We start from the raw sequence: 16,890 nt of genomic DNA, 5'->3' as shown, positions 1-16,890 counted from the left end.
GGCTGTGGGGCCCCGACCCCCCGCCCCCCGGTCCCGCCGGCCACCCCCCCGGGCCCCGGCGCAATGTGCCCCCCACCCCCTGGGCGCCGGGGGGCCCCCGCGGGGGGGGCCCCCGGCCCGGGTCAGCCCTTCGAGGGAGCGGCGGTGGCCTGCTCCTCCAGCAGCCAGTTGAGGACGACAGGGAGCACGGACAGCGCATCGAAGTGCGCCGCCGTCGGCTCCAGCACCGCGGTGGCGCCCGGGATCTGCCCGGCCAGCCAGCGGGAGTGCCCGACCGGTGAGAAGACGTCCTTCTCGCCGTGCCACAGCATCACGGAGCCGGTGATGTCCGCCGGGTCGAAGCCCCATGGGGTGCAGAGCGCGATCGCGTCGTCGATCCATCCGTACGCCGAAGTGCGCAACCCCTCACTGTAGTTGCGCAGCAGCATGGAACGGATTCCGGCGTCGTTGACGATGACCCGGTCGGAGTCGGTCAGCTCCCGGCGGAGATCGTCGAGGAGCTTGACCGGATCCTGTCTGATCACTGCCGACCGGGAGATGAAGGACTCCGCGAGCCCGTCCGGGTCGGCCGCCGCCGTGGTGTACGCCAGCACATTGGATGCGGCCATCCCGTCGAACCAGTCCAGGCCGTCCGCGCCCCAGGGGGCGAGCCCGACCAGAGCGGCGGTACGGGTGACCCGGTCCGGCATCAGTGCGGCGCAGGCCAGGGCATGCGGGGCGCCGCCGGAACGGCCCACCACGGCGAAGCGCTCCAGTCCGAGCGAGTCCGCGATGGCCCGCACATCCTCCACGACGTCCGCCACGCAGCGGCCCGCCAGCCGGTCGGATCCGCCGTAGCCCGGTCGGTCATAGGCGATGAGCTGTGTCTTGCGCTGGTACAGCACCATGCCGCGCGGCGCCGGACCGAGCCGACTCCCGGGCATTCCGTGGAGCAGGAAGACCGGTCTCCCCCGCGGGTCGCCCAGACGCTCCACCATCAGATGCCGCCCGTCCTTTGCGCGCACCCGACTGCGCACTCCGCGCCTCCTCCACTCCGTGCGGGCACCGAGTGCCCGACTTTTCCTCCGATTCGATGATGGCCCATCAAAGTCCTTGGACGGAATGGAAATTGAGGTAAATCAACAGCGAATACTGGACGGGCTCAGTCCTCACACATGGCCGACCGGCCGGTCGCACGGTTTGTCAGCGGGATTCGCGTCAGCAGCTTCTGGCGGCTCAGCCGCCCCTCCGTGTGCTGGTCGACGATTTCCTCGCTGGACGGCGGGCAGTGGCCGGCGAACACGGCCCGTGCGTACGCCTCCGTCAGGTGTCCGGCCGGACGGCGTGATCCGACCGGGTCAGTCGGCCCAGACCTCGGCTTCGTCGGCCGGGACGGTGGTGGCGAGCTTCAGCTCCTTGCGGGCGGCGACCGTCTTGCCCGGGTTGATACCGGAGAAGGCCCCGTCGTAGGCGAGGTAGAAGGCGTCCGTGTCACCGGCCGAAGCGGCCTTCTCCCACGCACCGGCGGCCTCCTCCAGCCGTGCACGGAGCTTGACGGTCTCCGGCTGCTGAATGCTCTTCAGGGCCGTGAGGTGAGTGCCGAGCGCGGCGGCAACGGCCTTGGCCTGCTTTTTGTAGCCGGCCAAGTCGTCCTCGACCTGCTCTGCTTCGGGCTGGTTCGTCCACAGGGCCTCGTAGACGGCGTTCGAACCCTGCAGGTACGCGAGCTGGTCGGCGTTCAGGGGCTTGCTCTTCAACGAACCGGAGAACGTGCCCGATCCCTTGGTGTACGTGCAGCTCACGGCCCGATCGCCCGCCGCCCAGCTCTCCTTGGTGGGGGAGTAGTAGTAGACGTCGACGCCCTTGGGCAGGGCCCAGGCGTCGGGGGTGAACTTTTGCGCCGTGGCCGGGCATCGTTCGTCGGCGATCTGTGCGGTTTTGTCCTCACCGGGGTACGCCGACTGCCCGTCGATCTTGAAGTCTCCGACGACCTGGCCCTGGTGCGGTTCCTCGCACGGCACGACCTCGACGCTGAACTCCTCGCTCTTGGCCGCTCCGTTGTTCGGGTTGTAGCAGTCGCCGGCCGCGAGCGAGAAGACCGATCGCTGGCGAACCGCTTTCTTGGCGCCGGACTTTGCGCTGTCGAGGGCTCCGGAGCATCCCACCGCTCCGACCGAGATCAGGGCTATGGCAGCGGATATACCGCGCAGGGAACGGGACGTGACACCGAGAGACATGACGTGAGCATCCTCAAACGGAAGGGTGTGAACAGGTGTGCGCATCGTATGGCATGTAAGTGACAGCGCTGTGTGTGGGCGCTTCGTTGCGCCGGAGGCGGTTGTGCGGGTGATATCCGGACGAGTTGTCGTCCGGCGCGGGGGGTCGGGAGGTGTCGGGTGGTGGGCTTGTGAGCTCCGATGACGAGCAGTGCAGCCCGTGGAGTGACGGCCTTCTTCGCCTCGTCGGCGAAAGCCGTGCCCCCACGGTCCGGGTGTCCCCTGTCTGTGCAGGTGGGGCCGGGTCGAATGGCTGACCGGCTCGCCCGTCGGATGACCCGTGCCCGGCGCGCATCGCTGCGCAGCACGCTGCGGTTTTCCTGCCGACCCCTTGCGCGCGGAGAGTTCCCCTGTGGTGACGCCGAGTCCCGACGGGGTCATGGTGAGCCGCTGCGTCGGATACGCCAAATGGATCACGCGTTCGAATCACATCATCGATCGAGGTGGATGGGGGTTAGAGTAATCGAACGCGCGTACGATGGATGTATAGGGCAAAAGACTCAAATGGGGTGAGTGATGGAGGTGCGGCATGGCGGGTTACGCCCATCTGCACGTCGCGTCCGGATACTCCGCCCGCTACGGTGCCGCCCATCCCGAACACCTTGTCCGACGAGCGGCTGAGTGCGGCACGACGGCGCTCGCGCTCACCGACCGAGACACGGTCACCGGTGCCGTACGGTTCGCGAAGGCCTGCGCCGGAGCCGGGATCCGGCCGGTCTTCGGCATCGATCTGGCCGTGGAGGCCATCGCACCCCCTCCTCCGGTGCAGCGCCGCCGCACCCCGGCGCGTGGTGGCGCGCACGTCGTCGAGCCGCCCCTGCGGGTGGTGCTGCTCGCACGGAACCGGACGGGTTGGGCACGGCTGTGCCGCATCACGTCGGCCGCGCACGCGGGCACGGCAGGCGGCGCGGCCCCGGTGGTGGTGCCGTGGGAAGCGCTGCGCGAGTACGGCGGTCCCGGTCTGATCGTGCTGCTCGGACCGCTCTCGGAGCCGGTACGGGCACTGGCGGCAGGCCGGGAGGACGTCGCGGCGAAGCTGCTGGCGCCGTGGCGGGAGATCTTCGGCAGCGGTGTGCGGCTGGAGGCTGTCCTGCACAGGCGGTCCGGTACGGGCCCGGGATCACTGCGGCTGGCCGCCCGCACCCTGGCGCTGGCCGACCGTACCGGCACCACCGTCGTGCTCTCCAACGCCGTCCGCTACGCCGACCCGGGCCAGCACCGGCTCGCCGACGTCCTCGATTCCGCGCGGCTGCTGCGTCCCATCGACCGGCGCCGCCTGGACAGCGGGCAGCGCTGGCTCAAGGGCGAAGGAGAGATGGCGCGCATCGCGCAGTTGATCGCCGAGTGTGCCGGAGCGGACGCCCGACGGGCAGGCCGTTTGCTGGCGGACACCGCCGCCACGGCGGCCGAGTGCTCCGTCGATCCCTGGGCGGACCTGGGGCTGGGCACATCCCACTTTCCGGAACCGGAAGTGCTCGGCGTCGCGCCGGGAACGGGCGGCGCGGCACAGTTTCTGCGTCGCCAGTGCGAGGCAGGCATGGTCCGGCGCGGCCTGGACCGTGACCGGGCGGCGCTCGACCGGCTGGACGAAGAGCTCGGCGTGATCTCCGAGCTGAACTACGACTCGTACTTCCTCGCCGTCGGCCAGGTCGTGGCCGACATCCGGGAGCTGGGCATTCGGGTCGCGGCCCGCGGCTCGGGCGCCGGTTCGATGGTCTGCCACGCGCTGGGCATCGCCACGGCCAACCCGCTCGATCACCGCCTGCTGTTCGAACGCTTCCTGAGCGTGCGACGGGCGTCGCTGCCCGACATCGACATCGACGTGGAGTCCGCCAGAAGGCTGGAGTGCTACGACGCGATCTTCGCCCGGTTCGGCACCGAGCGGGTGGCGGTCACCGCGATGCCCGAGACCTACCGGGCCCGCCGGGCGCTGAGGGACACCGGCCTCGCACTGGGGATCGCGCCGGCGGACGTCGACCGGATCGCCAAGAGCTTCCCGCACCTGCGGGCATCGGACATCACCAGCGCACTCGCCGAACTGCCCGAACTGCGTCAACTGGCGGCCGAAGCGAAGCGGTACGGGCCGTTGTGGGAGCTCGCCGAAGGCCTCGACTCCCTGGTTCACGGCATGGCCATGCACCCGTGCGGAGTGATCATCAGCGACGCGATGCTCCTGGACCGGCTGCCCGTGCAGCCCACCCCTCAGGGCAACTACCCGATGGCGATGGCGGCCAAGGAGGAGATCGAGGCGCTGGGCAACATCAAACTGGACGTTCTGGGGGTGCGGATGCAGTCCGCGATGGCCCACGCCGTCGCCGATATCGAACGGGTGACCGGCGACCGTATCGATCTGGACGATCCACGGCAGGTGCCGCTCGACGACGTCTTCGCGTTCAAACTCATTCAGGAGAGCCAGACCATAGGACTGTTCCAGCTCGAATCGCCCGGCCAGCAGGATCTTCTCTCGCGCCTGCAGCCCCGCGACCCGCAGGACGTCATCGCCGACATCAGTCTCTTCCGCCCCGGACCGGTTGCCGGGGGAATGCCCGAGCGGTACATCGCCGCACGTCATGGCGGTACACCGGCCTACGCCCACCCGGACCTCGAACCCGTGCTCGCCGACACCTACGGTGTGACCATCTGGCACGAGCAGGTCATCGAGACGCTGTCGGTGCTGACCGGCTGCGATCACGCTCTGGCCGAGGTCGCCCGGCGGGCACTCGGCGACAAGCACCGACTGCCCAGGATCAAGGACTGGTTCCACCGCCGGGCGGCCGCCCGCGGTTACAGCCCTGCGGTCCGGGACCAGGTGTGGAAGACCATCGAGGCCTTCGGCGCCTACGGCTTCTGCCGGGCGCACGCGGTCGCCTTCGCCGTACCGGCTCTGCAGAGCGCCTGGCTCAAGGCGCACTACCCGGCCTTCCTGCTGGCCGGCCTCCTCGAACACGACCCCGGTATGTGGCCCAAGCGCGTCATCGTCGGCGACGCCCGCCGACGCGGCGTCCCGGTCCTGCCCGTCGACGTCAACCACTCCAGGACGAAGCACACCGTGGAGCGGGCCGACGGGGAGCAGTGGGGAGTGCGGCTCGCGCTGTCCGCGGTGCGCGGTATCAGCGAGGAGGAATGCGCGCGGATCGAGGAGGCCCAGCCCTACGGATCGCTGTCGGACTTCTGGCAGCGGGCCCGGCCCAGCCGACCGGTCGCCGAACGCCTCGCCGAGATCGGCGCACTGAACTCCCTGCACGACGGGCGCCTCACGCGGCGGGATCTGCTGCTGCAGATCGTCGAACTCCACCGGCAGTCCCGCGCCCGGTCCGCGAGCAAGGGCCAGTTGCCCATCGACGTGGAGGCGGTCGGCGGAGCGGAGCCGAGCGGCCTGCCGGAGATGACCGGACGCGAAGCCCTCAGCGCGGAGCTGAACACGCTCGGCATCGACGTCTCCAGGCATCTGATGGAGCACCATCACCGGCTGCTGCGGGAGATCGGCGCCACCGACGCGGCGCATCTGGCCGGAGCCCGTCCGGGCGGGCAGGTTCTCGTCGCCGGGGTACGGGCCTCGACGCAGACCCCGCCGATCGCCAGCGGCAAGCGCATCATCTTCGTCACCCTGGAGGACGGCTCCGGCCTGGTCGACCTGGCCTTCTTCGAGGACTCCCACCCCGCCTGCGCGTACACCGTCTTCCACAGCGGGCTGCTGCTGGTCCGCGGCACGGTCCAGGTGCGCGGCACCCGCCGCACCGTCGTCGGCACCATGGCCTGGGACCTGGACCGGATCGCCGTCGCCCGTCGCGATCACGGCCCCGAAGCCGCTCTCTCCCTGCTCGGAGTCAGCCATCCGCAACCGACCCCCGCGCAGCCGCGGCGCACCCTGATCAACGGCACGACAGGCGCCCGGCTGCATCCCTATGCCGACCTGCAGCCCGCCGGCAGCGGTTCAGCCGATCTGAGAAAGCTCGGCTACACCAGCCCGGGGAGCGCAGGATGACCACGCGCCGACGGCACATCGCCCACCTGCACCTGCACGCCCTGCCGTACGAAGGAGGGTACGCGGACGCGATCGACCTGCTGACCGGCATCACCCCCCATGTGCAGGCGGTGTCGCCCGATGCTGTCCAGCTCGATCTGACGTCCGCGCTCAGGTACTTCGACCTCACCCCGTACGACGTGGTTCAGCTTGCGAAACTCAGACTGTTGGCCTTGTACGGCATCGAGAGCAGCGCAGGGCTCGCCGGCAACCGCATGCTGGCCACCATGGCGGCCGACGCGTCCGCGCCGGGACACACCACCTGGGTTCCCGCCGAAGAGGCCGCCGCCTGGCTGCGCCCCCGACCGGTCACCGCGCTGCCCGGAATCGGCCGCGCCACCGCGGCCACGCTCGGCCGGTACGGCCTGCACACCATCGGTCAGCTTGCCGACGTACCCCCGGCGACCCTGCAACGCATTCTCGGCGTCGGCCAGGCCCGGCTGCTGACCGAGCGGGCCCGCGGCCATGATCCCCGCCCGGTCGTCCCACTGGAACCGGCGGCACATCTGATGGCCGATCTCGTGCTCGACCAGGACTGTCTCGACCCGGTGCGGCATCACCGCGCGGTCCTGGGACTCGCCGACAGGATCGGTCAACGCCTGCGCGGTGAAAGTCAGGTCACCGGCCGCCTCACGCTCACGGTGCGGTACGCCGACCGCAGCTCCACCACGCGTACGTGCACGCTGGCGGAACCCACCGACCATTCGCCCGCCCTCGTCAAGGCTGCTCTGGGTCTGCTGACCGCTCTCGGGCTGCAGCGAGCACGAGTCCGTGCTTTCGTGATCCGCGCCGACGACCTGCTGCCGGCCGACAGGGCTCACCGCCAACTCTCCCTGGACCCCGGCGATTACCGTGCCCGTGCCGCCGAAGCCGCCGCGGACCGGGCCAGGCGGCGCTTCGGACCCGAGGCCGTACATCCCGCCGCTCTGGCCGGCGAGCGACTCGGACCTCGGCGATGAGGATCCCCGGGGGCCGGACGCGACCGACCTGTGGTCACGATCGCCCCGCGGGAGCGCACCGGTGCCGTCTTTGCCCTGCAGCGCACGTTTTCGACGACGTGATACGCCCCCGGGCGAGGCGTGCACGGCTGTACGCGGTCGTCGTGGATGATCGACCCGTTGCCTGACGTACCGTCATATCGGGTTCGCACGAACACCTGATGATGCTGCGTCAGTTTTTACCGACGCGTAACTTCCCTCGCTACCTTACTCGCGCGTAATTTGGCATGAACGCATAGAGCGCAGTACCGAACATCGGTACGGAACGTCGGTAAGAACTTGTGGTCCGGGCCGCAGGGCGCATTGACATCGCAACTCCCTTGAGCCGCAAGGAGACCACACGATGCTGCCCTGGACACGTGCGCCGCGCACCCCACGTGCGCGGAGAACCCTCGCCGCACTGCTCCTCGCCGTCGCAGCGGTCGCCGCCCCCACGGCGACCGCCACCGCAGCCACCCCCGCCGCCGCCACGGCCCCCTCCCGGGGCTGGAACGACTACTCCTGCAAACCCTCCGTAGCCCACCCCCGCCCCGTCGTCCTGGTCCACGGAACCTTCGGGAACTCGATCGACAACTGGCTCGTCCTCGCTCCGTACCTGGTCGACCGGGGCTACTGCGTCTACTCGCTCGACTACGGCCGGCTTCCCGGTGTGCCGTTCTTCAACGGCCTCGGTCCGATCGACAAATCGGCCGGTCAGCTCGCCATCTTCGTGGATCAGGTGCTCGCCGCCACCGGAGCGCCCAAGGCCGACATCGTCGGTCATTCCCAGGGCGGCATGATGCCCAACTACTACCTGAAGTTCCTCGGCGGCGCCGCGAAGGTGAATGCCATGATCGGGCTCGCCCCCGACAACCACGGCACCACCCTCCTCGGGCTGACGAAACTGCTGCCGTACTTCCCCGGCGCCGAGGACCTGCTGAACGCCGGCACGCCCGGTCTCGCGGACCAGGTCGCCGGATCCCCGTTCATCACCAAGCTCAACGCGGGCGGCGACACCGTGCCCGGCGTGCGCTACACGGTCGTCGCGACCAAGTACGACGAGGTCGTGACCCCGTACCGCACGCAGTTCCTGGACGGGCCGAACGTACGCAATGTCCTGCTCCAGGACCTGTGCCCGGTCGACCTGTCCGAGCATGTGGCGATCGGGACCGTGGACCGGATCGCGTACCACGAGGTGGCGAACGCCCTGGACCCGGCGCACGCCACCCCGACCACCTGCGCCTCGGTCATCGGCTGAGGTCTTTCGTTCGGATCCTGCCGGATCCTGCCGGCCCGTCGTGATCCGAACGAGGGGCCCTGGGACGACCGGTCGCTCTCAGCGTCCGTGCCGGGCAGCGATGACGGCCCGGCGGCGGACCGAGGCGAACAGTGCGGCCGCGCCCACGGCGAGCGCGGCCGCACCGCCGATCGCCAGGTACGGGGTACTGCCGTCACCACCCGTCTCGGCGAGGTTCTCGCCCGCCGGGGCGGGACCGGTGGCACTGTCCGGCTCGGGCGCGTTCGCCTCGGACGGACCGCTCCCGGACCCGGCGGCCGGAGCCGCCCCGGTGACCTTCGCCCCCGTACCGGCGTCGTCGTCGCCATGACCGCCGTGCTCCACGGACGACTTGTCCGCGCCGCCGGCGATCTCCTGCTCGGACGGTGCGGACGCCGTGGGCGCCGGAACCGCGCCGACCGAACCGCTGCCGCCCGCACCGCCGCTCGCGTTGCCGAAGACCACGTCGGAGCAGGCGTAGAACGCTTCGGGGGAGTCCGAACGCTGCCAGACGGTGTAGATCAGCTGCCGCCCCGCACGCGTCGGGACGGCGCCGTCGAACACGTACGAGCCGCTCTCCAGCTTTGGGTCGGTGGCCGTGGCAAAGGGCTTTGCCTCCAGGTCCGACCATTTCAGGGGCTTCGCCGGGTCGTAGCCGGCCTTGGTGAGATACAGCTCGAAGGTGCCCCTGTGCGGTGCCGTGGCCCGGAAGCGGAAGGTGTGCGTGCCCGCCTTCATCTTCGTCGCCGGCCAGTCGGCGCGCGGCAGATCGAGCCCCTTGAACTTGTCGTTGCCCGCACTGCACAGTTTGCCGTCCGGGATCAACTGCCGGTGCTTTCCTGCCGCGTTGGCTATGTTGACTCCGTTCCAGTCGTACAGCGCCTGCGTACCGCCCGCCGCGACCGCGGCCACGCACGCAGCCGACTTCAGGTGCTCGGGCCCTTCGGCGAAGCAGGCGGAGACCCGGCTGACCGGATCCGTCAGCGAACCATGGGCGGCGGCCGGCGCCGCGGCGAGACCCGTCAGCGCGAGCGGCGCCGCGCCGAGCGCGGCGATTGCGGCGGCCTTGCGGCGGGCGGTCCTGATCACGGCCATGGTGACGTCTCTCCTTCGGCGGTCCACGTGGGGGCAAGGAGAAGCTAGCCGTTCGCCTGACCGAAACAGGGCGTGGAAAAGGGCACTTGGCGATCGTTATGGCCGGCTTAAGGAGCGTCTAAGAAGGGGCTCAGGAAAGTCCACCGGCGAGCCGCCGCTGGCAGCCTTGACGCTGCATGGGCTGTCCGTGGTCGTCCGGGGGAGACCGCCTGATGTCGTGCTGGGTGGCTCCCAATCTGGCTCCCGGGAGCCACCCAGAGGCCCTGACCCCTGCACGGGCCAAACCCCGACCACACTGTGGAGCTTCGGGCAGCCTTGCTGAGAAGGATTCGTGTGCTGCCTCTTGTTGCGCAGGAAGTTGCGTGGTGGTCGACTCACCTCCGCGAAGGTGCACGACAGGTCATGTGACCTGCGCACGAGCGGCGGTCGTTGGGCGTCGTTGGTTACCGCTGGCCGCCCTTCGACGGCCCACAGACGGCCCAGGAAAATAGGAGCTGGAACGATGTTCCAAAGGTGCGCCGGTACTCGACCTCCACCTTCACTCGATAGACGTTTCCTACCCACCGGTCTCTGGTCCTGGGAGTTCCGCGTTTGCGAACTCTCGGCCGGCAGGTCGTTGCGGTCCAGGACGCTGGTCGTGGAGTCCTCTGGGGCCGTTGAGGGTTAGCTGCGGTTGCGGTGGTTGCTGTGCTTCGCTGCGGTACTGCACCGGTTGCTGAGTCAGATCATTTTGGGGTAACCGCCCAGGCCTGGTCGCTGTGTTCGGGCGGTCTCATGGGGCGCTTCGCCTGCCGCTGAGAACCGTGGCGATCGGGAGGGCTGCTGCCAGGCCGCTGAGCAGGACTCCGGCGAGGGCGCCCAGGATGGCGGGCTGGTCACCGAAGGCGATGCCAATTGCAGCCAGGGCAGGACCTGCGTTGCGGACCGCGGCGACGCCGCCCATGGTGGTGCGGCGCGTCGGCGGTCCGGTAGCCAGCAGTGTGCCGGCGGCGAAGGCGGCGACCGCCAGGAGGAACCCGGCGAGGAGGGCGAGTGAGCCGAGGAGGGCCACGACGTCCCGCCAGTTGCCGAGCAGCATGCCCGCCAGCACGACCAGGAACGTGACGTTGGAGACTGCGGTTGCCGGGGCGTGCCACGACCGCGCCACGTCCGTGGCGTAGTGGCGCATCAGCAGTCCGATAGCGAACGGCACGAGCTGCAGGAAGGCCACGGTCCCGACCAGTGCCCCGACGTCGAGGGAGACGTTCGTGCCGACGTCGGCCGCAGTGAGGATGCCGTTGACGGTCGGTCCGAAGGTGAGGCTGCCGACGGAGGCGAGCAGTACCTGCATCGCCGCGCCCCCGACGACGTCGCCCTTCTGGACCATGGCCAGTTTCGCCCCAAAGGGACCGCCCGGCGAGGAAGCGACCAGGACGAGCGCGATGAAAGAGGCCGAGGGGAGATGGAACAGCGCGCCGAGACCCCAGCCGAGCAGCGGAATCACCACCATGTTGGTGATCAGTGCCAGCAAGAGCAGCGGAACATCGGTGAAGACGCCGCGCAGTGCTGGAACGGTGGCCCCCAGGCCGGCGGCGAACATCGTGGCCGCGATGAAGATGACTGTGACGGCGTTGAGCACCATGTGCAGGGTGTCCATCAGGCTTCCCCTCGGGCGGCGGAGCACCTCCGGATGGTGCCACGGCGCGCGTTGCGGCCGTGTCAGTCTTGAAGATCGCCGAGCCAGCGGAGGGCGCTCAGGCTTGGCAGGAAGCAGTACTCGCCACCTCGGGTGACGACGAACCGCGGCAGAGCAGCAAGGCGCCGTCGAAGCGGCCGCCGCGGAATGGTGAAGCCAGTGATGCCGTCGTGGGATCCGGTGACGGGGTCTTTGGCGCTGTCCGCGCCGAAGAAGACGCCATCGTTCATCCATTCCGACTGGACGAACTCGAACTGCCGCCCCAGGTGTGCGCCGATAAACGCGAACATCAGGCCGCGGTCGGCTCCGTCGTCTTCCATGACCCCGTCGGGCAGTGGCGGACCATAGACGGCACCGCGTCTGATCATGCGGTGCAGTCGCACTTCTCCGGCCACTGAGGCATCGCGGGGGTTGGCCCGGCGGATGTGACACCCGCCGGGTGTGCTGAAACCTGCCGGGTCGTCCCGCTCGTACAGGAACGTGTTACGGCGGTGTGGGTCGACGCCGAGCGCGGGGTCGTCACGCTGCGGAGCGAGCGCCAAGGGGGCTCCGCTGCGCCAGCGCCCCATGATCTTGGCGGCGATCAGTTCCTCGTCTGCGGGCCCGGTGGCGCTGTCCTTCAGGTACCGTCGGAATTCGGCGACCCTTTGGTGCAGCTTACGAAAGACGGCGTAGCTACCGTTACGCCCCAGTACGGGGGGCTGCGGCGTCTGGGCACCCCCGAGTTCGTCCGGATAACCGAGTACGAACTCGCCTGCCTTCAGAGGGACTTCCAGTCGGTTCGATCCGACGATGCCGCTGCCTTCGACGGCCGGATGGCTGACACCGTCCCGATAGCCGAAATGCTCGGTTTCGGTGGGCAGGGCGTAGCAGTCCTGCTGCCAGATCGCCATCACGCCTGGAAGTCGGTCGTAGGCCGGTCGGGCCCGCTCGACCGCCGCCTCCAACTGCAGCGGGTCGGGTGCGACCGCTGCGATCACCACGTGGACGTCGGGGCTGCCAAGCGGTGCTTCCCAATTCTCCGGAGCGCTCTCGCCCACGTCGCCCAGTGTTTTGGCGCGGGCAGACATCCCCTGTCGGAACTCCCACGCGAAGGTGTCCAACGATGAACGTGGCACGCCGAGCGCAGCCAGGCCGGTGCAGGTGACCGCGACACTGACCCAGGTCTCCCCCAAGGGGCTGGCCGAGTCCGCGGCGGACGTCACTGCCGCGGACGCCCTGCGCATCAACTCCCGTCCCTGGGCCTGATCGTCGATACGAAAGGCGAGGTAGGTCGCGGCGTAGGGGGTCGGCCGAGGACTGAGCACCCCCCGTTGAATGTCGTCCAGCTCTAGTTCGACGTCCCTGGGCCCGATCACGGTTGGCCTCCTTGCTGCACTAATTCGAGACGAGGTTGCGCCAGAAATTCCGCAGGCTGTCATCACCGCCAAACAAGGAGCTGAAGATCGTCGAGTCCGCCAGCAGCACATCGGCCGCTCGGTCACCGCTCGGAGGCATCCACAAGAACATGTTGAACTCGGTGTTGCCCGCTTCGGTGAAGGGATGCGGCCGGGAGGTGTCGATCGGCTGCCTGGCCAGCACGTGGATGGTGTCCGGATCGTTCGTCGTCACGTCGTAGTGCGGCAGATGCATGTGGAAATTGAAGTTGGTCACCCCGTCCAGCCAGCCCTTCGGGTCCAGGTCCCTGACCGTGGACAAGGGGGCGATCTGGTTGCTCTCACTCGTGGCGGGGCGCAGGCCGTAGCGGTTCACGACCGGCACCCCCAGGCCCTTCATCAAATCCCTGACGAACGTGGCGAACCGCTGCTGCCGGGGGACCAGCGGATCACCGTGGTGGCGGTACTCCACCTCCCGTACCGACAGGTCGTCCGAGGTACCGACGTCGTGATGGGGCCCCAGGATGAGGCAGGCGTCCTCTCGGGCGAGGAAGGCCTGCAAGGCCTCGATTTCCCCCGGCTGCGCCTCCTGGCCGGTGATCATGTGGTCCAGTCCGAACACGAACAAGACATCCGTGTCGGCCAGCACTCGCTCATCGAGGGGGGTGTGAAAGCCTGCCTGGTCGATGCGTTGGTACACCGGGACGGGATGTCCCGTCACTTCTTCGACGAACTCCTGGAACGGCACCCAGGCCCAGAAAAACAGCTCCAGGGATCCCGCGATCCCCTGCTGGAACTGATAGGGGTCCGACCACTTCGGGTCTTCGTAGGCCGGCCACGCCACCCGCCTGACCTCCGTCATCGTGGAGAAGCGATTGTCCAGCTCGGCCGTGTTCCGGCCTGCCTCGGCCGGGTAGCTCCACGAGACGTAGATACTCACCCGTCGCCCACCGGGGGTGCGCTCCCGCGGGATGTGGTTCTGGTTGTACGTCCGTGCGGTCTTGATCTCGCTCATCTCAGCAAGCCTTCACTGAAGCTGGTCGAGCATGTCCGACAGAGCTCTCTTGACCCGCAAAGCCTTCTTGATTTCGTCTGCCGATACGTACGGATACTCTCCGTACTCGATGAAGCTCGGACACTGATGTTCGCGTACGAACCTGACGAACGCCTCAGGGTTGGTTCGCCAGTCCTCGGGGAAACCTTCAAGGTTCTCAAAAACCGTGCTCACGCCCGCCTTGGTGAAAAGCGCGATCGCGTCCTCGGTGTACTTGTCGAAATCAGTGTCGAAGATCCCCTGGTACATGAAACGCGTGTCGTCGTCGAAGAGTACCCAACGCAGATAGTGCAGCTTCAGCGGCGCGAGAAGATGCGGATCTTGCTCCAGCGCCTTGGCCAGTGTGTATCCGTACTCCCTTACTGCATCAGCTCGGCCCGGCTTGACATTCGCGATCACGGTGAACCCATAGCACGCCGGGGTCTTCGGAAAAATGGGGCCGTACTTCCCCTGTTCGAGATGCTCGGTTTCCTTGGGGATGACGGCTGCCTGTGGCTTGATCTCCATGTTCGCTCCTCCCGTCAACTAGCGGTCGCGGCCAACCCCTATGCTCCCATGCGACCTCTCGATTTTCCTGGAGCGCAACGCGACCGACATGTCCTGTGCCACCCGCTGAAAGAAGCCGTCCGGTATACGACGGCTGGTCGATGAAAATCGCCATGGAGCGGTTGGAATAGGGCCACCTTTGAGTTTCCAGGTCGGTGGAACGGCTTTGGGCTGGAGCTGCTTTGGCGCGAGTGATCATGGCCCCGTAAGCTTCCGGCGCGTCAGGCAGTCTGTGGACCTGCCCGGTAAAGCACGACGTTGGGGCCATGATCTGCGAGGCTCGCGCAAAAGTGGCTGCCTGAGAGGTCGTTTTCTCCCGGTGAGCCCTTTCCAACCTCACGCTGAACCTGGCGAGGTGCAGCGTGAGGGCGGCTTTGACCAGGTCCGTGATCTGGTGGGTGCTGCAACTGGCTTGCGCAGGGGGCGCCAGGACGCACGGTCGTGGGAAGTGCCATCCTCAGCGTGTCTTCAGGCCACGGTCTTCAAGTTCGTCCGCGCACTCCTCCGGTACCCATACAGCCTTCACAGTGGCTCTGCCCTGGTAGATAGGGGTCGCGGAAGGGGTGAGCGCTTCCTGCCGCTTCTGCTCCGCCTCGGCGCGGGCTTGTTCGATGTCGTCGGCGATCGCCTTGCAGTCGACGACGTACGTGCCTGTCGGTACCGGCTCCTCGGTGGGAGATTCCGGCTTGTCCGTGTACGGCCCGGCGTTGAGGGCTGAGGTGGCGGCGATGCCGGCCAGGCACAGCCCCGCCCAGACGGCGATGATCCACCGGCGAGTGCTCAAGAGCCGACCATGTCGACGGCGAGACCGACGACGGTGAGCACGGCGAAGGTGAGCATCGCAGTGCGCGAGACCTTCATCGAAGCTCCTTCCTCAAAAGGGGCCGGTACAGCGAGCTTCTGCCAACCTGCCGACTCTTCATTGGTTCTGGTCACGCTCAACAGCAGAGCTCCTGATAGACGGGTTCTCGACCACGATTCCCCATGCTCACCAGGAGCTTCGCGTGCTTGTCTACCCGTCGGCGATCGGTCTGTCCAACACGCACCTGCGCTACCTCACCCGTCAACTGACCGCCTACCGCCGGGAGATCGGCTCGCGCTGGCGGCGCCTGGCGCCGGGCCGCCAGCTCCTCCTGGTTCTGGCCCATCTGCGCTGCGGCGACACCTATGCCCAGCTCGCTGCCGGGTTCGGCATCGGGATCGCCACCGCCTACCGCTACATCACCGAGGCCGTCGGCCTGCTGGCCGACCTCGCCCCGACACTCGCCGAGGCGGTCCGGATGGCCTCGACGAAGGCGTTCGCCCTGCTCGACGGCACGCTGCTACCCATCGACCGGATCGCCGCCGACCGGCCCTTCCACTCCGGCAAGCACAAGAAACACGGAATGAACGTGCAGGTCATCGCTGACCCCTTCGGCCGCCTGCTGTGGGCATCTCCGGCCCTGCCCGGGGCCGTCCACGATGTCCGCGCGGCCCGCGAGCACGGCATCGTCGACGCGCTGGCCCAGGCCGGCCTCCCCTGCTGGGCCGACAAGGGCTACCAGGGCGCCGGAGGCACGGTTCGCGTTCCCTACCGCTGGCAGGTGGGAGACGCTTTCCACCGGCCAGCAGGCTGTCAATAGGTCCCACGCGAAGATCCGGGCCCTCGCCGAGCAGGCCGTCGCCACCCTCAAGTCCTGGCGACTCCTCCGTAAGCTCCGGTGCTCGACCACCCGCATCACGAGTCCCGTTCAGGCCGTCCTTTGCCTGCATCTGGCCAGCTCAGACCAAGGATGGAAAGAGCTCCCCGAACTGGTTCAGGTGCCCAAAGGCCTCGCTGGGCGCCCGAGTAAGTCGCTGTCGCTGGAGCAAGGGGAAGCAGTCCTACGGGCCAATGAAGGTAGCTGGATCCATGCCTACGTGGTTCTGTCGCTTCTTGTGGGTGTCCGTCCTGAAGAGGCCCGGCCCCTGACCTGGGCCCATTTGCACATCGAAACGGAGCAAGGGGAGAGGCCACACGTCGATGTGTGGAGGTCTGTGCGGCCACGGTCCGGGGCGGCGATGCGGTCCTCCCCGTACGTGCACGAGGGCCCCACCCGTAGGTCATGGCCGGGGTCCTCGTACCGTGCTTCCATGAACGCCGACACGTCCGACGAGATCCGCCTCGCCGCCCCGGCCGACGTCCCCGCCGTACGGGCCGTCACCGATGCCGCCTACCGGCACTACATCGCGCGCATCGGCGTCGTCCCCGCACCCATGCGTGCGGACCATGCGGCGGATGTGGCGGCGGGCCGGGTGTACGTGACGGGGGCCCCGGACGTCATCGGCGTCCTGGTCCTCGTCCCGCATGAGGACCACCTCTTCCTGGAGTCCGTCGCCGTTCACCCGGACGCGGCCGGCCGGGGAGTCGGCCGACGGCTGCTCGCCTTCGTGGACGCGCACGCCCGCAGCCTCGGCCTTCCCGAGATCCGCCTCTACACCAACGCGCTGATGTGGGAGAACCAGAAGATCTACCCGCGCTACGGGTACGAACTGGTGGAGCGGCGCGTGGACGGCGTCTACGACAGGTTCCACTACCGCAAGCGGCTGACCCGCTGACCGGCCGACCGACTGATCGACTGTGTCAGTGGTGG

At 68.3% G+C, this 16,890-nt stretch carries 14 protein-coding genes and 1 pseudogene; 5 read left to right on the top strand and 10 right to left on the bottom strand.

Annotated elements, in window-relative coordinates:
- Positions 1 to 122: 122 nt before the first annotated feature.
- The 3 genes from ACFU8W_RS14525 to ACFU8W_RS14515 all read right to left on the bottom strand — a co-directional run bounded on the left by ACFU8W_RS14525 (position 123) and on the right by ACFU8W_RS14515 (position 2,216).
- Positions 123 to 1,016 (bottom strand): alpha/beta fold hydrolase, encoded by an 894-nt coding sequence (locus tag ACFU8W_RS14525; RefSeq protein WP_384036187.1) that lies wholly within the window; start codon positions 1,014 to 1,016, stop codon positions 123 to 125.
- Positions 1,017 to 1,141: 125 nt separating this feature from the next.
- The gene (locus ACFU8W_RS14520; RefSeq protein WP_384036239.1) at positions 1,142 to 1,306 is read right to left on the bottom strand and encodes a Scr1 family TA system antitoxin-like transcriptional regulator; all 165 of its coding nucleotides are present in this window, start codon (positions 1,304 to 1,306) and stop codon (positions 1,142 to 1,144) included.
- Positions 1,307 to 1,337: 31 nt separating this feature from the next.
- Positions 1,338 to 2,216: a septum formation family protein gene (locus tag ACFU8W_RS14515; RefSeq protein ID WP_384036184.1), complete on the bottom strand. Its 879-nt coding sequence runs from the start codon at positions 2,214 to 2,216 to the stop codon at positions 1,338 to 1,340.
- A 568-nt stretch (positions 2,217 to 2,784) separates the two neighbouring features.
- On the opposite strand from ACFU8W_RS14515, the gene ACFU8W_RS14510 reads away from it, so the two are divergent.
- The 3 genes from ACFU8W_RS14510 to ACFU8W_RS14500 all read left to right on the top strand — a co-directional run bounded on the left by ACFU8W_RS14510 (position 2,785) and on the right by ACFU8W_RS14500 (position 8,514).
- A complete protein-coding gene (locus tag ACFU8W_RS14510; RefSeq protein ID WP_384036181.1) occupies positions 2,785 to 6,240 on the top strand; it encodes a DNA polymerase III subunit alpha in 3,456 nt (1,151 codons plus the stop codon).
- Positions 6,237 to 7,238, top strand: coding sequence for an ImpB/MucB/SamB family protein (locus ACFU8W_RS14505; RefSeq protein WP_384036178.1), 1,002 nt, complete (start codon positions 6,237 to 6,239; stop codon positions 7,236 to 7,238). The genes ACFU8W_RS14510 and ACFU8W_RS14505 overlap by 4 nt, the downstream gene beginning before the upstream one ends.
- Positions 7,239 to 7,620: 382 nt before the next feature.
- Positions 7,621 to 8,514, top strand: coding sequence for an esterase/lipase family protein (locus tag ACFU8W_RS14500; RefSeq protein ID WP_384036175.1), 894 nt, complete (start codon positions 7,621 to 7,623; stop codon positions 8,512 to 8,514).
- Between the two features lie 78 nt (positions 8,515 to 8,592).
- Here the strand turns inward: ACFU8W_RS14500 and ACFU8W_RS14495 are convergent, their stop codons facing one another.
- The 7 genes from ACFU8W_RS14495 to ACFU8W_RS14465 form a co-directional block, all read right to left on the bottom strand.
- A complete protein-coding gene (locus ACFU8W_RS14495) occupies positions 8,593 to 9,627 on the bottom strand; it encodes a lytic polysaccharide monooxygenase (RefSeq protein WP_384036172.1) in 1,035 nt (344 codons plus the stop codon).
- A gap of 772 nt (positions 9,628 to 10,399) precedes the next feature.
- Positions 10,400 to 11,263, bottom strand: coding sequence for a bile acid:sodium symporter family protein (locus tag ACFU8W_RS14490; RefSeq protein WP_384036169.1), 864 nt, complete (start codon positions 11,261 to 11,263; stop codon positions 10,400 to 10,402).
- Positions 11,264 to 11,325: 62 nt separating this feature from the next.
- A complete protein-coding gene (locus tag ACFU8W_RS14485) occupies positions 11,326 to 12,660 on the bottom strand; it encodes a Dyp-type peroxidase (protein WP_384036166.1) in 1,335 nt (444 codons plus the stop codon).
- Between the two features lie 19 nt (positions 12,661 to 12,679).
- Complete coding sequence (locus tag ACFU8W_RS14480) at positions 12,680 to 13,693, bottom strand: hypothetical protein (protein WP_384036163.1); 1,014 nt, start codon at positions 13,691 to 13,693, stop codon at positions 12,680 to 12,682.
- Positions 13,694 to 13,705: 12 nt separating this feature from the next.
- Positions 13,706 to 14,239: a hypothetical protein gene (locus tag ACFU8W_RS14475; RefSeq protein WP_384036160.1), complete on the bottom strand. Its 534-nt coding sequence runs from the start codon at positions 14,237 to 14,239 to the stop codon at positions 13,706 to 13,708.
- Positions 14,240 to 14,735: 496 nt separating this feature from the next.
- Positions 14,736 to 15,062, bottom strand: coding sequence for a hypothetical protein (locus ACFU8W_RS14470; protein ID WP_384036157.1), 327 nt, complete (start codon positions 15,060 to 15,062; stop codon positions 14,736 to 14,738).
- The gene (locus tag ACFU8W_RS14465) at positions 15,059 to 15,214 is read right to left on the bottom strand and encodes a hypothetical protein (protein ID WP_384036154.1); all 156 of its coding nucleotides are present in this window, start codon (positions 15,212 to 15,214) and stop codon (positions 15,059 to 15,061) included. The genes ACFU8W_RS14470 and ACFU8W_RS14465 overlap by 4 nt, the downstream gene beginning before the upstream one ends.
- Positions 15,215 to 15,282: 68 nt before the next feature.
- Between ACFU8W_RS14465 and ACFU8W_RS14460 the strand changes: the two are divergent.
- Positions 15,283 to 16,045 (top strand): annotated as a pseudogene (locus ACFU8W_RS14460) (transposase family protein); the annotation flags it as partial.
- A gap of 345 nt (positions 16,046 to 16,390) precedes the next feature.
- Positions 16,391 to 16,855 (top strand): GNAT family N-acetyltransferase, encoded by a 465-nt coding sequence (locus ACFU8W_RS14455; RefSeq protein ID WP_345513586.1) that lies wholly within the window; start codon positions 16,391 to 16,393, stop codon positions 16,853 to 16,855.
- Positions 16,856 to 16,890: the final 35 nt, after the last annotated feature.

This window comes from Streptomyces sp. NPDC057565, from assembly GCF_042801455.1.
GTDB classification, from domain to species: Bacteria; Actinomycetota; Actinomycetes; order Streptomycetales; family Streptomycetaceae; genus Streptomyces; species Streptomyces yanii.
The sequence above is the reverse complement of the archived record's forward strand: the minus strand, read 5'-3'. Positions and strand labels throughout refer to the sequence as shown.